The sequence below is a fragment of the Loktanella sp. PT4BL genome, assembly GCF_003201935.1.
GTDB lineage: Bacteria > Pseudomonadota > Alphaproteobacteria > Rhodobacterales > Rhodobacteraceae > Yoonia.
This window is the reverse complement of sequence record NZ_QJJL01000002.1, coordinates 175505-194122: the sequence shown is the minus strand read 5'-3', so window position 1 is coordinate 194122 and position 18618 is coordinate 175505. Positions and strand designations below refer to the sequence as shown.

19 protein-coding genes are annotated in these 18618 nt (G+C 57.9%); 14 read left to right on the top strand and 5 right to left on the bottom strand.

Annotated elements, in window-relative coordinates; translation table 11 throughout:
- Positions 1-72: 72 nt before the first annotated feature.
- A complete protein-coding gene (locus tag C7964_RS05900; RefSeq protein ID WP_110279431.1) occupies positions 73-1110 on the bottom strand; it encodes a sensor histidine kinase in 1038 nt (345 codons plus the stop codon).
- Between the two features lie 153 nt (positions 1111-1263).
- On the opposite strand from C7964_RS05900, the gene C7964_RS05895 reads away from it, so the two are divergent.
- Positions 1264-1656, top strand: a complete 393-nt coding sequence (locus C7964_RS05895) for a hypothetical protein (protein WP_110278757.1) — start codon at positions 1264-1266, stop codon at positions 1654-1656.
- Here C7964_RS05895 and C7964_RS05890 read toward each other — a convergent pair whose 3' ends face one another.
- The 3 genes from C7964_RS05890 to C7964_RS05880 are packed head-to-tail and all read right to left on the bottom strand — an operon-like array spanning position 1657 to position 3710.
- The gene (locus C7964_RS05890) at positions 1657-2181 is read right to left on the bottom strand and encodes a gamma carbonic anhydrase family protein (protein WP_110278756.1); all 525 of its coding nucleotides are present in this window, start codon (positions 2179-2181) and stop codon (positions 1657-1659) included.
- On the bottom strand, positions 2178-2816 hold the full coding sequence (gmk, locus tag C7964_RS05885; RefSeq protein WP_110278755.1) for a guanylate kinase: 639 nt from the start codon (positions 2814-2816) through the stop codon (positions 2178-2180). The genes C7964_RS05890 and gmk overlap by 4 nt, the downstream gene beginning before the upstream one ends.
- A gap of 3 nt (positions 2817-2819) precedes the next feature.
- A complete protein-coding gene (locus C7964_RS05880) occupies positions 2820-3710 on the bottom strand; it encodes a YicC/YloC family endoribonuclease (protein WP_110278754.1) in 891 nt (296 codons plus the stop codon).
- Positions 3711-3866: 156 nt separating this feature from the next.
- Between C7964_RS05880 and C7964_RS05875 the strand changes: the two genes are divergently transcribed.
- Positions 3867-4535, top strand: a complete 669-nt coding sequence (locus C7964_RS05875) for a PAS domain-containing protein (RefSeq protein ID WP_286163797.1) — start codon at positions 3867-3869, stop codon at positions 4533-4535.
- On the opposite strand, the gene C7964_RS05870 is transcribed toward C7964_RS05875, so the two are convergent.
- Positions 4536-5906, bottom strand: coding sequence for a class II 3-deoxy-7-phosphoheptulonate synthase (locus C7964_RS05870; RefSeq protein WP_110278752.1), 1371 nt, complete (start codon positions 5904-5906; stop codon positions 4536-4538).
- 181 nt (positions 5907-6087) lie between these two features.
- On the opposite strand from C7964_RS05870, the gene C7964_RS05865 reads away from it, so the two are divergent.
- The 12 genes from C7964_RS05865 (at position 6088) to C7964_RS05815 (ending at position 18535) form a co-directional block, all read left to right on the top strand.
- Complete coding sequence (locus tag C7964_RS05865; RefSeq protein WP_110278751.1) at positions 6088-7089, top strand: GlxA family transcriptional regulator; 1002 nt, start codon at positions 6088-6090, stop codon at positions 7087-7089.
- Positions 7090-7098: 9 nt separating this feature from the next.
- The gene (locus tag C7964_RS05860) at positions 7099-8781 is read left to right on the top strand and encodes a DUF1963 domain-containing protein (protein ID WP_110278750.1); all 1683 of its coding nucleotides are present in this window, start codon (positions 7099-7101) and stop codon (positions 8779-8781) included.
- Between the two features lie 160 nt (positions 8782-8941).
- Positions 8942-10138: an ABC transporter substrate-binding protein gene (locus tag C7964_RS05855; RefSeq protein ID WP_110278749.1), complete on the top strand. Its 1197-nt coding sequence runs from the start codon at positions 8942-8944 to the stop codon at positions 10136-10138.
- Between the two features lie 95 nt (positions 10139-10233).
- Positions 10234-11019, top strand: a complete 786-nt coding sequence (locus C7964_RS05850) for an ABC transporter ATP-binding protein (protein ID WP_110278748.1) — start codon at positions 10234-10236, stop codon at positions 11017-11019.
- Positions 11016-11174 (top strand): hypothetical protein, encoded by a 159-nt coding sequence (locus C7964_RS19900; protein ID WP_172796222.1) that lies wholly within the window; start codon positions 11016-11018, stop codon positions 11172-11174. Before C7964_RS05850 ends, C7964_RS19900 begins: the two co-directional genes overlap by 4 nt.
- A 68-nt stretch (positions 11175-11242) precedes the next feature.
- Positions 11243-11998: a branched-chain amino acid ABC transporter ATP-binding protein gene (locus tag C7964_RS05845; protein WP_110279430.1), complete on the top strand. Its 756-nt coding sequence runs from the start codon at positions 11243-11245 to the stop codon at positions 11996-11998.
- A 2-nt stretch (positions 11999-12000) separates the two neighbouring features.
- Positions 12001-12339, top strand: a complete 339-nt coding sequence (locus C7964_RS05840) for a hypothetical protein (protein WP_110278747.1) — start codon at positions 12001-12003, stop codon at positions 12337-12339.
- A gap of 31 nt (positions 12340-12370) precedes the next feature.
- Positions 12371-13381, top strand: a complete 1011-nt coding sequence (locus C7964_RS05835) for a branched-chain amino acid ABC transporter permease (RefSeq protein ID WP_110278746.1) — start codon at positions 12371-12373, stop codon at positions 13379-13381.
- Complete coding sequence (locus C7964_RS05830; protein ID WP_110278745.1) at positions 13378-14679, top strand: branched-chain amino acid ABC transporter permease; 1302 nt, start codon at positions 13378-13380, stop codon at positions 14677-14679. Before C7964_RS05835 ends, C7964_RS05830 begins: the two co-directional genes overlap by 4 nt.
- 57 nt (positions 14680-14736) lie before the next feature.
- Positions 14737-17199: a penicillin acylase family protein gene (locus C7964_RS05825; RefSeq protein ID WP_110278744.1), complete on the top strand. Its 2463-nt coding sequence runs from the start codon at positions 14737-14739 to the stop codon at positions 17197-17199.
- A 192-nt stretch (positions 17200-17391) separates the two neighbouring features.
- On the top strand, positions 17392-17868 hold the full coding sequence (locus C7964_RS05820) for a hypothetical protein (RefSeq protein WP_110278743.1): 477 nt from the start codon (positions 17392-17394) through the stop codon (positions 17866-17868).
- Positions 17869-17899: 31 nt separating this feature from the next.
- Positions 17900-18535: a hypothetical protein gene (locus tag C7964_RS05815; RefSeq protein WP_286163795.1), complete on the top strand. Its 636-nt coding sequence runs from the start codon at positions 17900-17902 to the stop codon at positions 18533-18535.
- Positions 18536-18618: the final 83 nt, after the last annotated feature.

The following is an 18618-nucleotide window of genomic DNA, read 5'->3' as shown; positions in this document are numbered from 1 at the left end:
CGCGAGCCGCCTCACCATCGCGGCCCGTCTATGCCGCCTTCCCGAAGCTTTTGTGACACTTATGTAAAAGTTTTATGACAGTCGGGCCGTTGGCAGAAAAACTGACACGGTGGTCCCCTCTCCCAGCTGGCTTTCGATCGTCAAGCGCCCGCGATGCCGGTTGATTATGTGTTTCACAATCGCAAGCCCGAGACCGGTTCCACCTACTTCGCGCGACCTGTGGTTATCGACGCGGTAGAATCGTTCGGTCAAGCGCGCCAGATGATGTTCGGCAATGCCCTCGCCCTTGTCAGTCACAGTGATTTGCACCGCCTCCGCGCGCAGACGTTGATGCATCGTGCGCGGCATCAGTGACACTTTTACCTCTTTTCCGGTCGCCCCGTATTTGATCGCGTTCTCCACCAGATTGGTAAACACCTGCACCAGCTGCCCGGCATCACCCGGCACGGTTTCCTCGCTTGCGACCAGGTCCAAGGCAACTGTGACGCCCGCCCCTGCTGCTTGCGGTTCCAACCCTTTGATGACCGAGGCCAGCAGCGTGCCCAGTTCAACCTCTTCGCGCGGGCGCACGCGCTCGTCCTCCTCCACGCGGGTCAGTGACATCAGATCATCCACCAGCCTGCGCATCCGGTTTGCTTCATGTGCCATGATGTCCAGAAACCGCGTCCGTGCGACCGGATCATCCTTTGCAGCGCCATTCAGTGTTTCAATAAAGCCCAGCAAGGCTGTCAGCGGTGTCCGCAGCTCATGGCTGACGTTGGCGACGAAATCGCGCCGCATTTGGCCCGCCTCCTCCGAGGCCGTCTGATCCTCGAATGTCAGAACAATATCGGTCTGTGCCGCAGCAACACTTACCCTGTAAATCACATCTTTCGACCCTGACCGTCCGGTATAGCGGACGAAGGCACCCACCCCGGTCCGCCGTGTCTCGGCAATAGCGGCAAGGATCGCTGGTTGGCGCAGCGCGGTGATATAGTGCTTGCCCAAAAGATCCGGCCCGAGGATCGAATCGACAGTGGCATTTGACGCGCGCACACGTTCATCGTGGCCAATAACCAGTACCGGCATTGGAAAGGCTTGGATTATGGAAACAATCTGGTCTTGTGTCATGACACGTTCCTGCGCTCTTTCATGATATTCTGAAAGCATGGGGCAAAATGCCTCATAAGATCGCGATACTCCATTTCAATCCGTAGTTGAAACGCAAAAGATATTTTGGGTAACTGAGGCATAGTCTCACACACTAGTACTACTGATTTTTCGATGAAGATTTCCAAGCGTCAGCCTGCGGCTGCGTATTCAGAGGCCGGGATCAAGCTTGCAGATCGCACGCTGGTGATCGGCAATTTGGCACGGTGGAGTGCCGAGGGGCGCATGGTTGTTCCGTTTGAGGATGTGCATTTTATCGATCTGTGCAATCTGACAGAGGAACTGCTAGAGGCATTTGATCCCGATTTGATCCTGTCACCACTTTTTGCAGGGGGATTTGATGTGCTTGATGTGGCGCAGCGGCTGGTGGCATTGGGCTATCAAGGCCGGTACCGTGCCATTAGCGATAATATGCCGGATGTCGCCATGATCCTCAAAGAAGTCCGCACGCAAGCTGAAGGGCTCGACTTCGACCTGTTGTCGCTGCCGCCACCCTGTCAGAAATAGTCAGGACAGTTGCTTGAGGTCACGCCGGAAGCGCGCGGCGTTTTCCTGATAATGCAGGGCCGACAACCGCAGTCCGGCAATCGCCTCGGCGTCCAGTTCCCGCACCACTTTACCCGGGGCACCCATCACAAGGCTGCCATCGGGGATCACCTTGTTTTCGGTAATCAACGCACCTGCACCGATAAGGCAGTTGCGGCCGATGACGGCCCCGTTCAGGATCGTGGCACCCATACCGATCAGGGTGTTTTCCCCGATCACACAGCCGTGCAGCATGACCTTATGGCCGATGGTACAGCCAGGCCCAATTATAAGCGGGGATCCCATATCGGTGTGCATCACTGTATTTTCCTGCACATTGCTGCCCGCGCCGACCGTGATCCGCTCGTTGTCACCGCGCAGGGTGCTGCCGAACCAGACAGACGTCTTTTCTTCCAGCACAATGTCGCCAATCAAGTGACAGCCCGGCGCGACCCAGGCATCATCCGCGATCTGTGGGGCGATTTCACCCAAAGCGTAAAGGCTCATGATCTTTCTCCAAATTCGCTCTGTAAGCTGCGGACGTGATCCACCAATTGCGGTTGCTGCGAGCGGCGCAGACGCTCGGCGCTGATGATCGTCTTGAGCTGCTCTTCGGTCTTGTCCAGATCATCATTCACAAGCACATAGTCATAGCCGTCCCAATGGCTGATCTCGTCCCAGCTTTTCTGCATCCGGCCTTCGATCACCTCGGGCGTATCCTGACCACGGCTGACAAGACGGCGGTGAAGCTCTGTGATGGACGGCGGCAGGATAAAGATCGACAGGACATGTTCCTGCAACGACGAGTTGCTGATCTGCTGTGCGCCTTGCCAGTCGATGTCAAACAACACATCGCGCCCGCTTTCGATAGCTGCCTGCACAGGGGCCTTGGGCGATCCGTAGTAGTTCCCGAAAACCCGCGCATGTTCGAGCATCTCTTGGGCGGCAACCTGTGCCTGAAACTCGGGCACCGAGACAAAGAAGTAATCCTTGCCGTTCTCCTCACCCTTACGCGGCGCGCGCGTTGTGGCCGACACCGAAAACCGCAGTGTGTCATCCCACGCCCGCAGCCGTCCGGCCAGTGTGGATTTCCCTGCCCCCGAGGGCGACGAAAGGATAATCAGAAGGCCGCGTCGGGTCATGTCTTACTCCACATTCTGTATCTGCTCGCGCATCTGGTCGATCACTGCCTTTAGATCAAGGCCGATTGCCGTCAGCGGTGCCGCCTGCGCTTTGGCGCAAAGTGTGTTGGCTTCACGGTTGAATTCCTGCGCCAGAAAATCAAGCTTCCGGCCGGCAGGTTTGCGTTCATCCAGCAGCGCCCGCGCCGCTGCAACATGCGCTTTCAGGCGGTCGATTTCTTCGGTCACATCCGATTTCACGGCCAGCAAGGCCAATTCTTGTGCGACGCGCCCCGGTTCAACCTCGGCCACGTCTTCAAGCACACGGCGCAATGCCGCAGTCAGATTGGCCTTTACCTGCGGCGCACGGGCCTCGGCGGCCACGGCCGCGGCATCGGTCAATGCCGCAATCTGGTCCAGTTGGTCACGGATCACCGCCGCGAGCGCGCTACCTTCGCGGGCTCGCATGTCAACGAAATCCGCAACGAGCGGTGCCACATCCGCGATCAATGCGGCCGCCAGGGCTGCTGCATCATCATCGGCCTTTGCAGGCATCAACACGCCGCGCTGTGTCAGCACATCCGCCGCCGTCGGCTGGCCCAGCGTGACACCCATGGCAAAAGCACGTTCCTGCACCAAGTCCAGCGCCTTGAGCACCTCATCAAGATAGGCTTCATCCACGGCCAGCGCGCCTGCGACATCGTCGCGCTGCAAACGCAGGTTTACGGTGACATTGCCACGGGACAGCGCCTTGCCCAATGCGGCACGCAGTGCAGGTTCCAACCCCTCGATCCCGTCGGGCATCCGCAACCGTATGTCCAGCCCCCGCGCGTTCACCCCGCGCATTTCCCACGCCCAAGAGGCCGCACCCAATGCGCCTGTCCGGCTTGCGAAAGCTGTCATGGATTGTGTCATGCGATGCACCGACCTGTCATTGTTTGCCTGCACCTAATGCCAATCGGCAAGGCGGAGCAAGGGGTGCATTGCCAGAGAGGCATTAACCACTTTACACTTTCTTAAATGATTTGAGCCCAGAACTTTGATAGAAAAGCTTTGTGAACGAGTGCTCCGGTGTTTGGAGAAGAAAGAGTAACTATGAGTAAAGATATTTCCGACGAAATGACGGAACGTCGTCGCCGCGATATGTGCGGGCAGCGTGATCCGATATTGAAGAACCTCGAGCAGTACTGGCAAACCTTGCGGCACGCCCAACGGCTTCCGGCGCGCAACGATGTAGCACCAAGTCAGATCGACAATGCCCTACCCCATGCCTTCATCCTTCAGCGCGTGGCCCCCGGTATTGCACGGTTCCGGGTTGCTGGCCAAAGGCTCCATCATCTGTTGAAAATGGATGCGCGCGGCATGCCGTTCAGCACGATTTTTTTGCCGGAGGCGCAGGATCAAGTGCAGTCCTTGCTGGAATCCGCCTTTAGTTCGCCTGCCATCGTCAGCATTCCACTGATCTCACCCGCCACCATTTTGCGGCCAGCGCTACATGGAACGGTCCTGTTGCTGCCTTTGCGCGACAGCGATGACAACACCACACGTATGCTCGGCGCTTTGGTCACTGAGCCGGACAATGGGAGTCGCCCACGGCGCTTCACCATCAATAAAGCGGCGCGCATCCGGCATGACCACATTGGTTTGCGGCTTGCGCCCACACCGATGTTTCCAAAGCCACCAAGCGAAAGGCCGGACGCGATACGTCCGGCCCTCAGACTTGTCGTCAATAACGGCTAATTAGCCCGCTTTTGCCTGTGCCATTGCCGTGCGGCGCGAAGACAGTTCTTCGGCCACAAGGAACGCCAGTTCGAGCGACTGGGATGCGTTCAGGCGCGGATCACAGGCGGTGTGGTAGCGGCTGGACAGATCTTCGTCTGTGACAGCGCGGACACCGCCGGTGCATTCGGTCACGTCCTTGCCGGTCATCTCGAAATGCACACCGCCGGGGACAGTGCCTTCGGCGTTGTGGATCGCGAAGAATTCCTTCACTTCGCGCAGCACGCTCTCGAATGGCCGTGTCTTATAGCCGCTGGAGGATTTGATCGTGTTGCCGTGCATCGCGTCACAGGTCCAAACGACGTTTGCACCTTCTTCCTCGACGGCCTTGATCAGGCGTGGCAGGTGTTCACCCACCGACCCTGCGCCGAAGCGTGCGATCAGGGTCAAACGGCCCGCCTCGTTCTTGGGGTTCAATGCAGCCATCAGCGCCTTGAGGTGTCCGGTCGTCATAGACGGGCCGCACTTAAGGCCGATCGGGTTCAGTACGCCCTTGCAGAATTCCACATGGGCCCCGTCAGGCTGACGCGTCCGGTCACCGATCCAAATCATGTGACCCGAACCTGCAAGCCATTTACCTGAGGTGGAATCGAGACGGCACAAGGCCTCTTCATATTCCAGCAACAGCGCTTCGTGGCTGGTGTAGAAATCCACCGTCTGCAATTCGTGGTTCGTTTCGGTCGTCAGACCGGCAGCTTCCATGAAGTCGAGCGTGTCGCTGATACGGGACGCCATATCGCTGTATTTCTTCACTTCATTGCTGTCGGTAAAACCAAGTGTCCACTTGTGAACTTCATGCACGTTGGCAAAACCACCGGTCGAGAAGGCGCGCAGCAGGTTCAGCGTGGCCGCTGCCTGCAAATAGGCCTGCAACATACGCTCCGGATCAGGAATGCGGCTTTCGGGTGTGAAATCGAACCCGTTGATGATGTCACCACGGTAGCTTGGCAATTCGACGCCATCGACTATTTCGGTCGGCGCAGAGCGTGGCTTGGCCATCTGGCCCGCCATACGGCCCACCTTCACCACAGGCACTTTCGCGCCATAGGTCAGGACCATCGCCATTTGCAGCATCACCTTGAAGGTGTCGCGGATACTATCCGCGCCGAATTCCGCAAAGCTTTCGGCGCAATCACCGCCTTGCAGCAAAAACGCCTCGCCACGGCTGACCGCGGCTAGTTCGTTGCGCAGATTGCGGGCCTCGCCTGCAAAAACCAGTGGTGGATAGCTTGCAAGACGACGTTCAACAGCGTTCAGCGCGGTTTCGTCGGTATACTCAGGCATCTGGACCCGGGGCTTTTTGCGCCAGTCAGATTTTTGCCAGTCAGTCATCGTCTTGCTCCATATAGGGTCGGTTAGCGTTATCAGCCCGAAGCGTATAGCGCGTGCATACCAGCAGGCCAATGGCAAAATGCACCAGGTGAACCGGCCTTCCCGAGACGACTTTTCCCTTGTCCACCGGCGCCAAACCTGTTGATGTCTGCACCTGAATACACGACCCAGAAAGAAAACGATGCTCACCGACCCTCAGATCGTCGATGTTGACCATATTGGCAAACCGCGCCGGTTTGTCTTCGCGCTGATGGCCGATTTTACCATGCTCAGCTTTGCGGCGGCAATCGAAAGCCTGCGCATTGCGAACAGAACCGCGGGAAAAGAGCTTTATTCGTGGATCATTGTCAGTGAGGACGGCAACGAGATCAGCTGTTCCAACGGCTGCGTCTTTCGCGTCAACCACGGGCTGGACGAGCTTGAGCGGGACGATACGATCATGCTCTGCGGTGGCATTGACGTGCAGAAGGCGACCACCAAGCGGCTGCTGAACTGGTTACGCCGCGAGGCGCGGCGCGGTGTGACGGTCGCAGGGCTTTGCACGGCGGGTTACTCGCTGGCCAAGGCGGGGTTGCTTGACGGCAAGAAGGCCACGATCCATTGGGAAAATCAGGACAGCTTCGCCGAAGAGTTCGAAGAAGTGCAACTCACCAAGTCGATATTTGTGGTCGATGGCAACCGGATTACGACCGCAGGTGGCACGGCCTCGATTGATTTGATGATCAAACTGATCGCCGATGATCATGGTGAGGAACTGGCCAATGCGGTGGCGGACCTGCAGATTTATTCCGCGATCCGGACCGATCAGGACACACAGCGCCTGTCGATCCCGACGCGCATCGGCGTGCGGCACCCGAAACTCAGCCGCGTGATACAGATGATGGAACAAAACATTGAAGACCCGATCAGTCCGGCGATCCTTGCCAGAGATGTCGGCATGTCCACCCGCCAGCTTGAGCGCCTGTTCCGACGCTACCTCGCGCGCAGCCCGAAGCGGTATTACATGGAACTGCGCCTGCAAAAGGCGCGTAACCTGTTGATGCAGACCGATATGACGGTCATCAATGTGGCGCTGGCCTGCGGGTTTGCGTCGCCTTCGCATTTTTCCAAATGCTACAGGTCGCATTACGACACCACGCCCTACCGTGAACGGGGAAGTCATGCATCGCGGCTGCCCGGTTGATCCGATGCGATGGTCCTGAAGCTTCTCAAGATACTGCTGCTTATCCTTGGGAACGCCACGCTTGGCCTGACGATTTATGCGCATCTCCAGAATGATGCCTATTTGCGTTCAACCGCACTCAGCCTCTTGTCGGTTGTCTTGGCCGCGGCTTATGCCTTTGGGGTGTTCCGGCGCAAACCAGCTGTCAAAGTACCGGCAGCGCCCCTGACCCGCCAAGTTCCAAAAGACAATAGTGCCCCGCTGCAGCGGCGCCCGAACCCTCCGCCGCGCCCTGCCCCGACGGTCACCGTTGAAGAAAACGAAGACCTGAAGGATGATGAGCTCTACATCGTTTTCGCGCGTCTGGCGGGGCATAAAACCGGTGATGCTTTCCGCGCCCATGTCCATGAGATCATCCAGAAGAACGCCCTGCCTGAACTGACCCCCGACGAAATAGAACGGATTGCCGCTGACATTGACCGCCGTGATCTGCGCGGCAAGACCTTCAAGCGCACGCCCGGCATCGCATTGGTGCGCATGCAACGCGCCGATCTTGATGTGGATTACGGCGGGACCAGTTGGCTGGGGGGGCTGCCGACCTTGGGGGATACGCCTTGGCCACGGGATGAATTCGGACGTGCGATGCATCATCTGGGACAAATCGACCTCGATACAGTCCCCGATCCGCTCTTGCCGACCGGTATGCCACAAAAGGGCGCGCTGTCTTTCTTTATGAATACGGCAACGGACGGGCCGCGTCAGGGCAAGGTGATCTATTCGCCAACGATCGGAAATACCGCCACCGAACCGCCCGCGGATCTGGTGCCGATCTATCACGGGCCGGACTGGGGCTATTACGTCAAAGGCCATGCGCGCGAAACAGCCCCTGATACCTTCCCCCGCTGGCCTGTCGAATTCGTGCTTTTGCCGATGACAAACCAGAACAGGGATGATGACGCCCACGAACTCATGGGCGATCTGTTGCCATTTCAGGCCGCCGGAGAGCTTTCACCGCAGAACTACCGTACCACCCTGCGAGATTTCGCGCGGCCCTGGTTCTGGGACACGGCCTACCGTTTTACAATGTCGGTGCGTCTGGCGCGCGATGATATCCAGGATACGTTGCAGAAGGCCAAAAAACGGGTCCAGCAATACGGGCCGAGCTATCAGGCCGCTGTCGATACCATCCGGCGCGATCAGGATGCTTTTTCGGCCTTTGTTGATGAGGTCAGCATCTGGGCCGTGTCACATGAACCGTGGGACAGGATGAGCCCCGAGGATGCCGCACAGTTGGAAATCTATTTCGGCCAAGTGCGCGACAATGGCGCAGAGCCGGGACGCTTCAAGCCGTTTTATCAATTCACCCAAGGTGAATTGATCAGCGTTCAGGAGGCAGCAACAGCAACCCTTGTGGCCGCAGCAAATGCACCGCCCGAGGTTTATGCCACGCTGCCTTTCGAGGTGCGCGACGATATCGACACGCGCTACCGGATCGCCAACATCGGCCGTTGGCACCAGATGTTCGGGCTTGGTTTCAAGATCGGTTCGGCTGCGTCAATGCACACACACCATCACTTGCTGCTTCAACTGCACTCGGACCAGCTTGTGAACTGGATGTGGGGCGACCGTGGTGTCGTGCAGTACTGGATCAGCGAAGAAGACCTTTTGGCGCAAAACTGGGACGCGGTCGAGATGACGCTGGAAAGCCATTAATGCAGTGAGGGCCAAGAAACGCCTCATCCTGCGCCGAAACAGTGAATTTGACTTCCAAATACCTATTGATAGGGACAATATCCTGTTGTTCCGGCTTTCCTTTTGGAAAGCGGCTGATAAATTAACTCAGGATAAAAAAGTCCAACTTGGGAGAATAGTAATGAAAAAACTTATGCTGGCGACATCTGCTGTCGCCATGATTGCTGGTGGTGCTTATGCCGCTGGTCACGCTGAAGAAGTAAAGATCGGCGTGATCCTTGGCTTCACCGGCCCGCTTGAATCGATCACACCCGCGATGGGTGCTGGTGCCGAAATGGCGATGGCCGAAGTCACCGCAGCCGGCACATTGCTGGGTGGTGCGACCGTCACATCCGTACGTGGTGACAGCACATGTATCGACGCCGGTGCCGCGACTGCCGCGGCCGAGCGTCTGGTCACATCCGACGCGGTTGACGCAATCATGGGTGCAGACTGTTCCGGCGTGACCGGCGCCATCCTGCAAAACGTTGCACGCCCGAACGGCGTTGTGATGATTTCGCCATCAGCAACATCGCCTGGCCTGTCGACAGCCGAAGATGACGGTCTGTTCTTCCGCACAGCACCATCCGACGCGCGCCAGGGTGTGATCATCACCGAGATCCTCCAGGATCGTGGTGTCAGCGAAGTGGCCCTGACATACACAAACAACGACTATGGCAAAGGTCTTGCCGATGCGTTCCAGGCCGCTTTTGAAGAAGCCGGCGGCACAGTCACCATCTCTGCCGCGCATGAAGACGGCAAAGCCGACTACTCGGCCGAAGTGGGCGCGCTGGCATCCGCCGGTGGTGAGGTGCTGGTTGTTGCAGGCTATGTTGACCAAGGTGGTTCCGGTATCATCCGCTCCTCCCTCGACAGCGGCGCGTTTGACACGTTCTACCTGCCAGACGGCATGGTTGGTGCGGTTCTGAACGACAACTTCGGTGCGGAACTGAACGGGTCTTTCGGCGCCTACCCCGGCACCGATAACGCGGGCGCAGGCATCTTTGTCGAACTGGCCGCAGAAGCAGGCTTTGACGGGACAGGCGCATTTGCCCCTGAATCATACGATGCTGCGGCACTGATCATGCTGGCGATGCAGGCGGCTGGTTCGAAAGATCCGGCTGACTACAAAGATCACATCTTTGATGTGGCCAACGCACCCGGCATCGAAATCCTGCCCGGCGAACTGGCCCGTGGTCTGGAGCTGATCGCTGCTGGCGAAGACATCGACTATGTTGGTGCATCCGCAGTTGAACTGATCGGCCCCGGTGAATCCGCCGGTTCCTATCAGGAAATCGAATTTGCTGACGGCGTATACTCGACAATCAACTACCGTTAATCGGTTGATTTGACACAGAAACGGCGCGGGGCTTACCCCCCCGCGCCGTTTTGCAAAACAAGACACGGAAAAACCCGTGCGCAAGGGGATGTGCGATGATTGTTGTTGAAGATGTGGTCAAGACCTTCGGGGGCTTCCGTGCCGTTGATGGCGCAACACTGACAATCGAAAAAGGTACGATCACAGGGCTGATTGGCCCCAATGGTGCGGGAAAAACAACGCTTTTCAATGTGATCGCGGGCGTTCTTAAACCAACTTCGGGCCGCATCACCATGAATGGCGAGGACATCACAGGTCTGCCGCCACATGAGCTTTTCCACAAGGGCTTGCTGCGCACCTTCCAGATTGCGCATGAGTTTTCCTCGATGACCGTCCGCGAAAACCTGATGATGGTTCCGGGCGATCAATCGGGCGAAAAACTCTGGAACACGTGGTTTGGCCGCAAGCGGATCGCCAATGAAGAGCGCGCTTTGCAAGCCAAGGCCGATGAAGTCATCGAGTTTCTGACAATCGATCACCTGAAAGAAGAAAAAGCCGGTAACCTCTCTGGCGGCCAGAAAAAGCTGCTTGAACTGGGCCGCACCATGATGGTCGACGCCAAGATCGTCTTTCTCGATGAGGTCGGTGCAGGTGTGAACCGCACCCTGCTGAACACAATCGGCGATGCCATCATCCGCCTGAACCAGGAACGCAACTACACATTCGTCGTCATTGAACACGACATGGATTTCATCGGTCGCCTTTGCGATCCAGTGATCTGTATGGCGGAAGGCCACGTCCTGGCCGAAGGGACCTTGGAAGAAATCAAGGCCAATGAGCAGGTGATCGAGGCCTATCTCGGCACCGGGTTGAAAAACAAAGACAAGGTAAGTGCGACATGAAATTCCTACTGACCGTTCTTCTGGGGGCCATTCTGGGCTCTGCTGCGACCTTCTATTACATCTATGTCAACCATGCGGATGGGACCGAGCAGGCGCTGATGCGCGACACGCTTTTGACCTATGCGCCCTTCCTTGAAGAGTACATCACCCCGTGAGCGATAATCCCTACCAGAACGCCCGTGGCAACAAGGACCGGTCGATCGCCAATCCCAATGGCGGCACAATGACGCCGGGCAAGAACGCCGCACGCAACAGCCAGTCCAATCCGGGTGAACCGTTTCTGATCGGTGATGCGATGACAGGGGGCTACGGAAAAGGCCCCGATATCCTGCATTCCTGCACGATTGCCGCCGAAAAAGGCGAAATTGCCGTGATTGTCGGCCCGAATGGTGCCGGCAAGTCCACTGCGATGAAAGCGGTGTTCGGTATGTTGAATGTCAATCAAGGTGCCGTGCGCCTTGATGGCGAGGATATCACCCATCTGTCCCCGCAACAGCGTGTTGTGAAGGGCATGGGCTTTGTCCCGCAGACCTCGAACATCTTTACGTCCATGACTGTGGAAGAGAACCTTGAGATGGGCGCCTTCATCCGGCGTGACGATTTCCGCGATACGATGGCGCAGGTCTATGACCTGTTCCCGATCCTCAAGGAAAAGCGCAATCAGGCCGCTGGTGAGTTGTCAGGCGGTCAACGCCAGCAGGTTGCCGTGGGCCGCGCGCTGATGACACAGCCCAAGGTGCTGATGCTGGATGAGCCGACCGCAGGTGTGTCGCCCATCGTGATGGATGAGCTTTTTGACCGGATCATCGAGGTCGCACGGACGGGTATCCCTATTCTGATGGTGGAACAGAACGCCCGACAAGCGCTTGAAATCGCGGATAAAGCCTATGTTCTGGTACAGGGCCGCAATGCCCACACCGGCACTGGCAAAGAACTGCTCGCGGACGAACAGGTCCGGCGCAGTTTCCTGGGTGGATGAAAATGGCAGCCGTTCTTTGCGCCACGATTGCCGGGCCTGCCTGTGCGGATACTGTTACGTGCGACTTTTCCGGTGTGGCCGTCGCTTTTGCGATTGATGCGTCACAGTTTGCGCCCGCACAGGATGCATCCGACCCGCCCCGCCGCCAGATTACGACCGTGCAGATGGGTGACGCGGCGTTTTCCGCAGAGCCGTTCATCATTGGCGATACCCGCGGTTTCTGGACCACACAGGATGACGGTGCCGAGGTCCTGCTTGTGATGCAGCCTGATGGTAGCGCCGTCTACTCCGATACACGCAACGTCACGCCGATGACGGGCACATGCGAGGTGCTGCAATGACCTTTATTCTGAATACCGAGGATCGTTTCTCATGGATTTTCTGAACGCGATTGTCGCATTCGCGAACTTCGTTTTTGTGCCGGGCCTTGCCTACGGCGCGCAGCTTGCTATCGGTGCACTGGGTGTCACGCTGATTTACGGCATTCTGCGGTTCTCGAATTTTGCCCATGGTGACACGATGGCCTTTGGCACCGCCATTACCATTCTTGTGACGACTGCCCTGACAGGGCTGGGCATCACTTTTGGCCCGCTGCCAACCGCCCTTCTCGCCCTGCCCGTTGGCATCGGTGCCACAATCCTGCTTTTGCTGGGGATTGATCGCGGTGTGTACAAATTCTACCGCGATCAAAAGGCCTCGCCCGTGATTTTGGTGATCGTGTCGATGGGTGTGATGTTCGTGATGAACGGCATTGTGCGTTTCATCATCGGCGTGCGCGACATCAACTTTGCCGATGGCGAGCGGTTCATTATCACCGCCCGTGAATTCCGCGACATGACCGGCCTTCAGGAAGGTCTGGCGATCAAAACGACCCAGGCGATCACAGTCGTTGTCGCCTTTATCGTCATGGCGCTGTTGTTCTGGTTCCTGAACAAGACACGCACCGGCAAATCCATGCGCGCTTTTTCGGATAACGAAGATCTGGCCCTTCTGTCGGGCATCAACCCCGATTGGGTGGTCAAGGTCACTTGGATGATCGTTGCGGCCCTCGCCACCACCGCCGGTGTGCTCTACGGGCTGGACAAGTCTTTCAAAGCCTTCACCTATTTCCAACTTCTGCTGCCGATCTTTGCCGCAGCGATTGTGGGTGGTCTGGGCAATCCGCTGGGGGCGATCGCCGGTGGTTTCGTGATTGCCTTTAGCGAGGTCACCATCACCTATGCGTGGAAAAAGGTCCTGACCTATCTGTTGCCCGAAAGCCTGGAACCTGACGGGTTGGTGCAGCTTCTGTCCACCGATTACAAATTCGCCGTCAGCTTCGCGATCCTGATTATCGTGCTGCTGTTCAAACCGACGGGCCTCTTCAAGGGACAATCCGTATGAGCACTACAGTCAAAGATACCGCCCTCTTCGGCCTTGTCGCCGTCCTGTTGATCGGGACCGGCCTGATCCAGGGTTGGAACTCTGCCCTACTGATCCTGAATATGGGTCTGATTTCGGCCATCATGGCTCTGGGTGTGAACCTGCAATGGGGCTTTGCGGGGCTGTTCAACATCGGTGTCATGGGTTTTGTGGCGCTTGGCGGTCTTGCCGCTGTGCTGGTCTCGACCGAGCCTGTGCCCGAGGCATGGCAGGCCGGCGGTCTGCGGATTTTTGCCGGTCTTGCCTTGGGTGCCCTGACCGTGGTTGCCGCTGTCATGGCGCAAAAGCGGCTTGAGGGGCGCACGAAAACCATTGTCACGCTCGTGATCCTGGTCGGTGGCTTCTTTCTCTACCGTGCTGTGTTCGATCCCGCGAAAGAAGCGATCGAGGCTGTGAACCCCGCCTCGACCGGCAACCTTGGCGGTCTGAACCTTCCCATCCTGTTGTCTTGGCCTGTGGGTGGCCTGCTGGCCGCCGGTGCGGCTTGGATTATCGGCAAAACGGCCCTTGGCCTGCGGTCTGATTACCTTGCGATTGCGACGCTTGGCATCGCCGAAATCATCATCGCGGTGATGAAGAACGAAGACTGGCTCGCACGGGGTGTGAAAAACGTCATCGGCCTTGATCGTCCAGTACCGTTTGAAATTGACCTGCAACAGGACCCTGTGTTTGTGGAACGCGCCGCAAGCGTGGGGCTCGATCCGGTACTGGCGTCGACGCTTTACACGAAAATGGCCTATGCCGTGCTCTTTACCATCGTTCTGCTGATCCTGCTCTGGCTGGCGCAGAAGGCACTCAAAAGCCCATGGGGCCGCATGATGCGCGCGATCCGTGACAACGAGACCGCCGCCGAGGCGATGGGCAAGGACGTGACCAAGCGGCATTTGCAGATCTTTATCCTCGGCTCTGCGATTTGCGGAATTGCGGGTGCGATGATGACCACGCTGGATGGTCAGCTGACACCGGGCACCTATCAGCCGCTCCGCTTTACCTTCCTTGTCTGGGTCATGGTGATTGTTGGCGGGTCCGGTAACAACTTTGGTGCGGTGCTGGGCGGCATGCTCATCTGGTGGCTCTGGGTGCAGGTGGAACCGCTCGGTCTGGGGCTGATGAATATCCTCAGCAGCGGACTTGAAGACGGCAGCACGCTCAAAGAGCGGATGATCGAATCCGCCGCGCACATGCGTTTGCTGACCATGGGTCTGGTGCTACTTCTGGTGCTGCGGTTCAGCCCGCGCGGGCTGATCCCCGAACGCTAACTTGTCCTTGCTGTCTGCCCTGCTACAACGGGGCAGACACAACACCCCGAGGACCTAATGGCGTTCGTTTTTCGCTGGCTCATCCGGCTTGCCACTGCCCTGATCATTCTAGGCGTCGCTGCAATCGCGCTCGTTTATTATTTCGCGTCACGCTCGCTGCCCGAATACAACGCCAACCGCGAGGTCGCGGGGATCGCGGCACCTGTCGAAATCGTCCGCGATAACGCCAATGTCCCGCATATTTTCGGCGAAACCGACAGTGACGTCTATTTCGCGCTTGGGTACGCCCACGCGCAGGACCGTCTATGGCAGATGACAATGCTGCGGCGCACAGCCCAAGGGCGGTTGTCCGAGCTGTTCGGTGAACGCACACTAGGCATTGATGAGGTGTTGCGGCGCTTTGATCTCTATACGACGGCCGTGGCATCGGTGAATGTGCAGACCGCAGAAACCAATGCTGCTTTGGTGGCCTATGCGCGCGGCGTGAATGCGTGGCTGGCCGAGGTGAACAAAGGGGCGCTGGGGCGTGGCGCACCCGAAATGTGGCTCTTCAATCATGCGATTGCACCTTGGCAGCCTGCCGATTCCATTGCGATCTTGAAACTGATGGCGCTGGACCTGACGTCGAACCTCGAAGATGAAGTCCTGCGCGCCCGCACCTCGCTCTTGCTCGAAAACGACCGCCTGCGCGATATCCTGCCCGACGATCCCACCAGCGCCACTGCGGCCCTGCCCGAATACGCAAGCCTGATCCCCGGTGTACCGTCTTACACGCCCAACATGCGGCTGGCCTACGATCCTCTCTCGCCGCTGAAACCCGCACCGCTGTCAGGGGCCTCCAATGCATGGGCGGCCAGCGCATCACGCTCGGCCACAGGCTCGACACTGCTGGCCAACGATCCGCATCTGGGCCTGACCGCGCCATCCATCTGGTATCTGGCACGACTCGAGCTTGAAACGGGTGGCATCATCGGCGGCACCATTCCCGGCATGCCACTTGTCCTGAGCGGGCGGAGCGATGCGCTCGGGTGGGGCCTGACAAGCGCCTATGTCGATGATCAGGACGTGATGGTCGAAGAGGTCAACCCCGAAAACTCCGAAGAATACCGCACCCCGACAGGCTGGGCGCCGTTTCGGACCCGCGATAGTATCATCAACATCAAGGACGCACCCGCCGTCACGCTCCGCCTGCGCTGGACGGCGAATGGCCCTGTGATGCCGCGGGGCCAGTATGATCTTGGCACCATCACCCCGCCGGGGCATGTGACGGCGATTTCGTGGACCGCGCTGTCGGACCGCGACACCTCTATGTCTGCCGCCTTTGCCATCAACCATGCGCGCACCGTGGAAGAGGCCATCACCGCCGGTGCGGATTTCATCGCGCCCGCTATGAACCTGACACTGGCGGATCGTAACAGGATCGCCATGAAAACGATCGGCGCCATCCCCGCCCGTGATGCAGCGCATCAAAGCCAGGGCCGCCTGCCCGCCTTTGGCTATCTGCCTGAAAACCGCTGGCAAGGGCGGTTTCCCTATGGCGATAACCCCGAATTCCTTGACCCGCCGGGCGGAATTTTGGGGAATACCAATAACAAGACAGTGGACCGGCCCTTTCCGTTCCACGTCGCGCACACATGGGGCGACACCCAACGGATCAACCGCTGGCGGCGTCTGATGCAGGCGCGCGAGGTGCATACCCGCGACAGTTTTATTGAAACCCAGCTTGATACTGTCAGTTTTGCCGCGCGGACGCTGTCGACGCTGATGGGTGCGGATCTGTGGTTCACCGGCGATGCCGCCGCCGAAGGCACCCCCGAACGCCGCCGCCAGATTGCGCTGGACCTTTTGTCGGCGTGGAACGGCGAAATGAACGAACACCTGCCGGAACCGCTGATCTATGCGGCTTGGACCCGCGCATTCCAGCAACGCCTGATCCGCGACGAATTGGGGCCATTGGCGGAAGAATTTACCCATGTCGAGCCGGTGTTCATCGAACGCGTGTTCCGCGATATCGATGGTGCCAGTGTGTGGTGCGATGTGATCCAGTCCGCGCCGGTGGAAACCTGCACCGATATTGCACGGCAATCGCTGGATGATGCGCTGGTCTGGATCACCGAGAATTATGGCGAGGCGATCGAAGCCGTGCGCTGGGGTGACGCCCATGTGGCGACCCACGACCACCCCGTACTGGGCAACACGCCGATCCTTGAATGGATCGTGAATATTCGCCAGTCCACCAGCGGCGGCGATCACACCCTGCAACGGGCCAAGACATCGGGCATGGACCCGCATCCGTTTCACAACGTCCACGCGGCAGGCTATCGCGGCGTCTATGATTTCGCCGATCCCGACAGTTCAGTGTTCATCAACTCCACGGGGCAATCCGGCCACCCGCTGTCACGGCACTACGATAATCTGGGCGAGCTGTGGCGGCGCGGCGAATACATCCCCATGTCGCTTGATCCCGATCTGGCGCGGGCGGCTGCGGTTGGGGTGACGGTGTTGCGGCCGGTGGAGTAGGATCGTGCAGAGTTGCAGCGAAAGTCTGCCGTGAGCCCGTCCCGTATCCCGGATTGCAACTTTGCGATCAATGAATGCTACCACATTTTTGCGATACTGGTCCCCAGCCTTTGAATTGTCTTGTTTGATACGCCAATTGATCCATACTCGTCATATTATCAAAAATCCGATTAACTACGGACGGAGCCGGTCATGCCTCAGATTCTACAGGTCGCTGCAATTGCTGTTGCTACCGTTGGCACAGGCGCTGCAACCCTCTCGGTAATGAACGAGGATATACCTGATCTGGTTCTGCCGGAAGGCAATTGGGTTGCGACTGGCGATTTGGATGGGATTACGTTCCGAATCTACGGGGAAGACGTTTCCAGTGGCGCAGAGTTAGAAGATGACATTATCTTTCGTGATGGCACGTTCCTATCGACAGATTGCGAGAATTCCTGCAGTTTTGGCTGGTCCGATTACCAAACCATGGAAATCGATGGCATCACCCATTTTACTGCCACAGCGATTTGCCCAAGTGCCCCGCACACTGTCGTTTGGCATGGAAGGGTCACTGATGATGACGTGCAAATTGACTTAACCTGGACGACTAGGCGTTGGTACTGGACGAACCAAATCCAAATCCGGGCGACAGGTACTACGATTTCGTCCGAGGCGGTGTCCGGTTGAAGCCCCACGGATGAGGCAACAGAATACGACCTTGCCCGCGCTCATGATGAAATTCAGTATCCTGATCGGTTTCATACTGTTGGCCACTTGGGGCGTGCACATGATCCGCGACGCCTTAGACCTGCAAATCCGGCCTGATAATGAACAGCAGGTTCATCAGGCGATAATGACCGGCGCAGTGGCTTATGTTGGGTTGCTTGCAATGCCTTTCGTGCCGGGGGCAGAAATTGGGATTGCGTTGCTAGCTGGTTTCGGCGCGGCGATTGCACCGCTGATTTACGTCTGCACGGTTGCCGCGATGATGCTGGCCTTCACAGTCGGACGGTTCTTGCCAATCAGCACGTTGGAACAGGTCTTGCTAGTCTTGCGGATGCAGCAGGCAGCGTCGCTGGTCGCGCGCGCAGCACCATTGTCCAAAGATGAGCGGGTCGACATGCTTCTTGAAGGGCAGTCGGAACGCGCTCTTCGTCTCGCTTTGCAGTATCGCTATGTTGCCATGGCGCTCGCCCTGAATACGCCCGGGAACTCCATCATCGGCGGGGGTGGTGGCATCATGATTATTGCAGGTTTGACCGGGATATTTACGCCACTTTCAACCTTTTTGACGGTCATTCTTGCTGTGTCGCCAGTGCCCTTAGCCGTAATTTTTCTCGGCCTTCAATTCTGAACTTGGTGCATCGCATCGCTTGTTGCCGAGTACCAGGCTGTCAGTCTTTGGACATTGGTTGCTATCAAACGGAGGTCCGCTTT

Coding starts and splice junctions, on each gene's coding strand:
- C7964_RS05900 (WP_110279431.1), bottom strand. CDS start 1,110: ATGACACAAGACCAGATTGTTTCCATAATCCAAGCCTTTCCAATGCCG.
- C7964_RS05895 (WP_110278757.1), top strand. CDS start 1,264: ATGAAGATTTCCAAGCGTCAGCCTGCGGCTGCGTATTCAGAGGCCGGG.
- C7964_RS05890 (WP_110278756.1), bottom strand. CDS start 2,181: ATGAGCCTTTACGCTTTGGGTGAAATCGCCCCACAGATCGCGGATGAT.
- gmk (WP_110278755.1), bottom strand. CDS start 2,816: ATGACCCGACGCGGCCTTCTGATTATCCTTTCGTCGCCCTCGGGGGCA.
- C7964_RS05880 (WP_110278754.1), bottom strand. CDS start 3,710: ATGACACAATCCATGACAGCTTTCGCAAGCCGGACAGGCGCATTGGGT.
- C7964_RS05870 (WP_110278752.1), bottom strand. CDS start 5,906: ATGACTGACTGGCAAAAATCTGACTGGCGCAAAAAGCCCCGGGTCCAG.
- C7964_RS05865 (WP_110278751.1), top strand. CDS start 6,088: ATGCTCACCGACCCTCAGATCGTCGATGTTGACCATATTGGCAAACCG.
- C7964_RS05860 (WP_110278750.1), top strand. CDS start 7,099: ATGGTCCTGAAGCTTCTCAAGATACTGCTGCTTATCCTTGGGAACGCC.
- C7964_RS05855 (WP_110278749.1), top strand. CDS start 8,942: ATGAAAAAACTTATGCTGGCGACATCTGCTGTCGCCATGATTGCTGGT.
- C7964_RS05850 (WP_110278748.1), top strand. CDS start 10,234: ATGATTGTTGTTGAAGATGTGGTCAAGACCTTCGGGGGCTTCCGTGCC.
- C7964_RS19900 (WP_172796222.1), top strand. CDS start 11,016: ATGAAATTCCTACTGACCGTTCTTCTGGGGGCCATTCTGGGCTCTGCT.
- C7964_RS05845 (WP_110279430.1), top strand. CDS start 11,243: ATGACGCCGGGCAAGAACGCCGCACGCAACAGCCAGTCCAATCCGGGT.
- C7964_RS05840 (WP_110278747.1), top strand. CDS start 12,001: ATGGCAGCCGTTCTTTGCGCCACGATTGCCGGGCCTGCCTGTGCGGAT.
- C7964_RS05835 (WP_110278746.1), top strand. CDS start 12,371: ATGGATTTTCTGAACGCGATTGTCGCATTCGCGAACTTCGTTTTTGTG.
- C7964_RS05830 (WP_110278745.1), top strand. CDS start 13,378: ATGAGCACTACAGTCAAAGATACCGCCCTCTTCGGCCTTGTCGCCGTC.
- C7964_RS05825 (WP_110278744.1), top strand. CDS start 14,737: ATGGCGTTCGTTTTTCGCTGGCTCATCCGGCTTGCCACTGCCCTGATC.
- C7964_RS05820 (WP_110278743.1), top strand. CDS start 17,392: ATGCCTCAGATTCTACAGGTCGCTGCAATTGCTGTTGCTACCGTTGGC.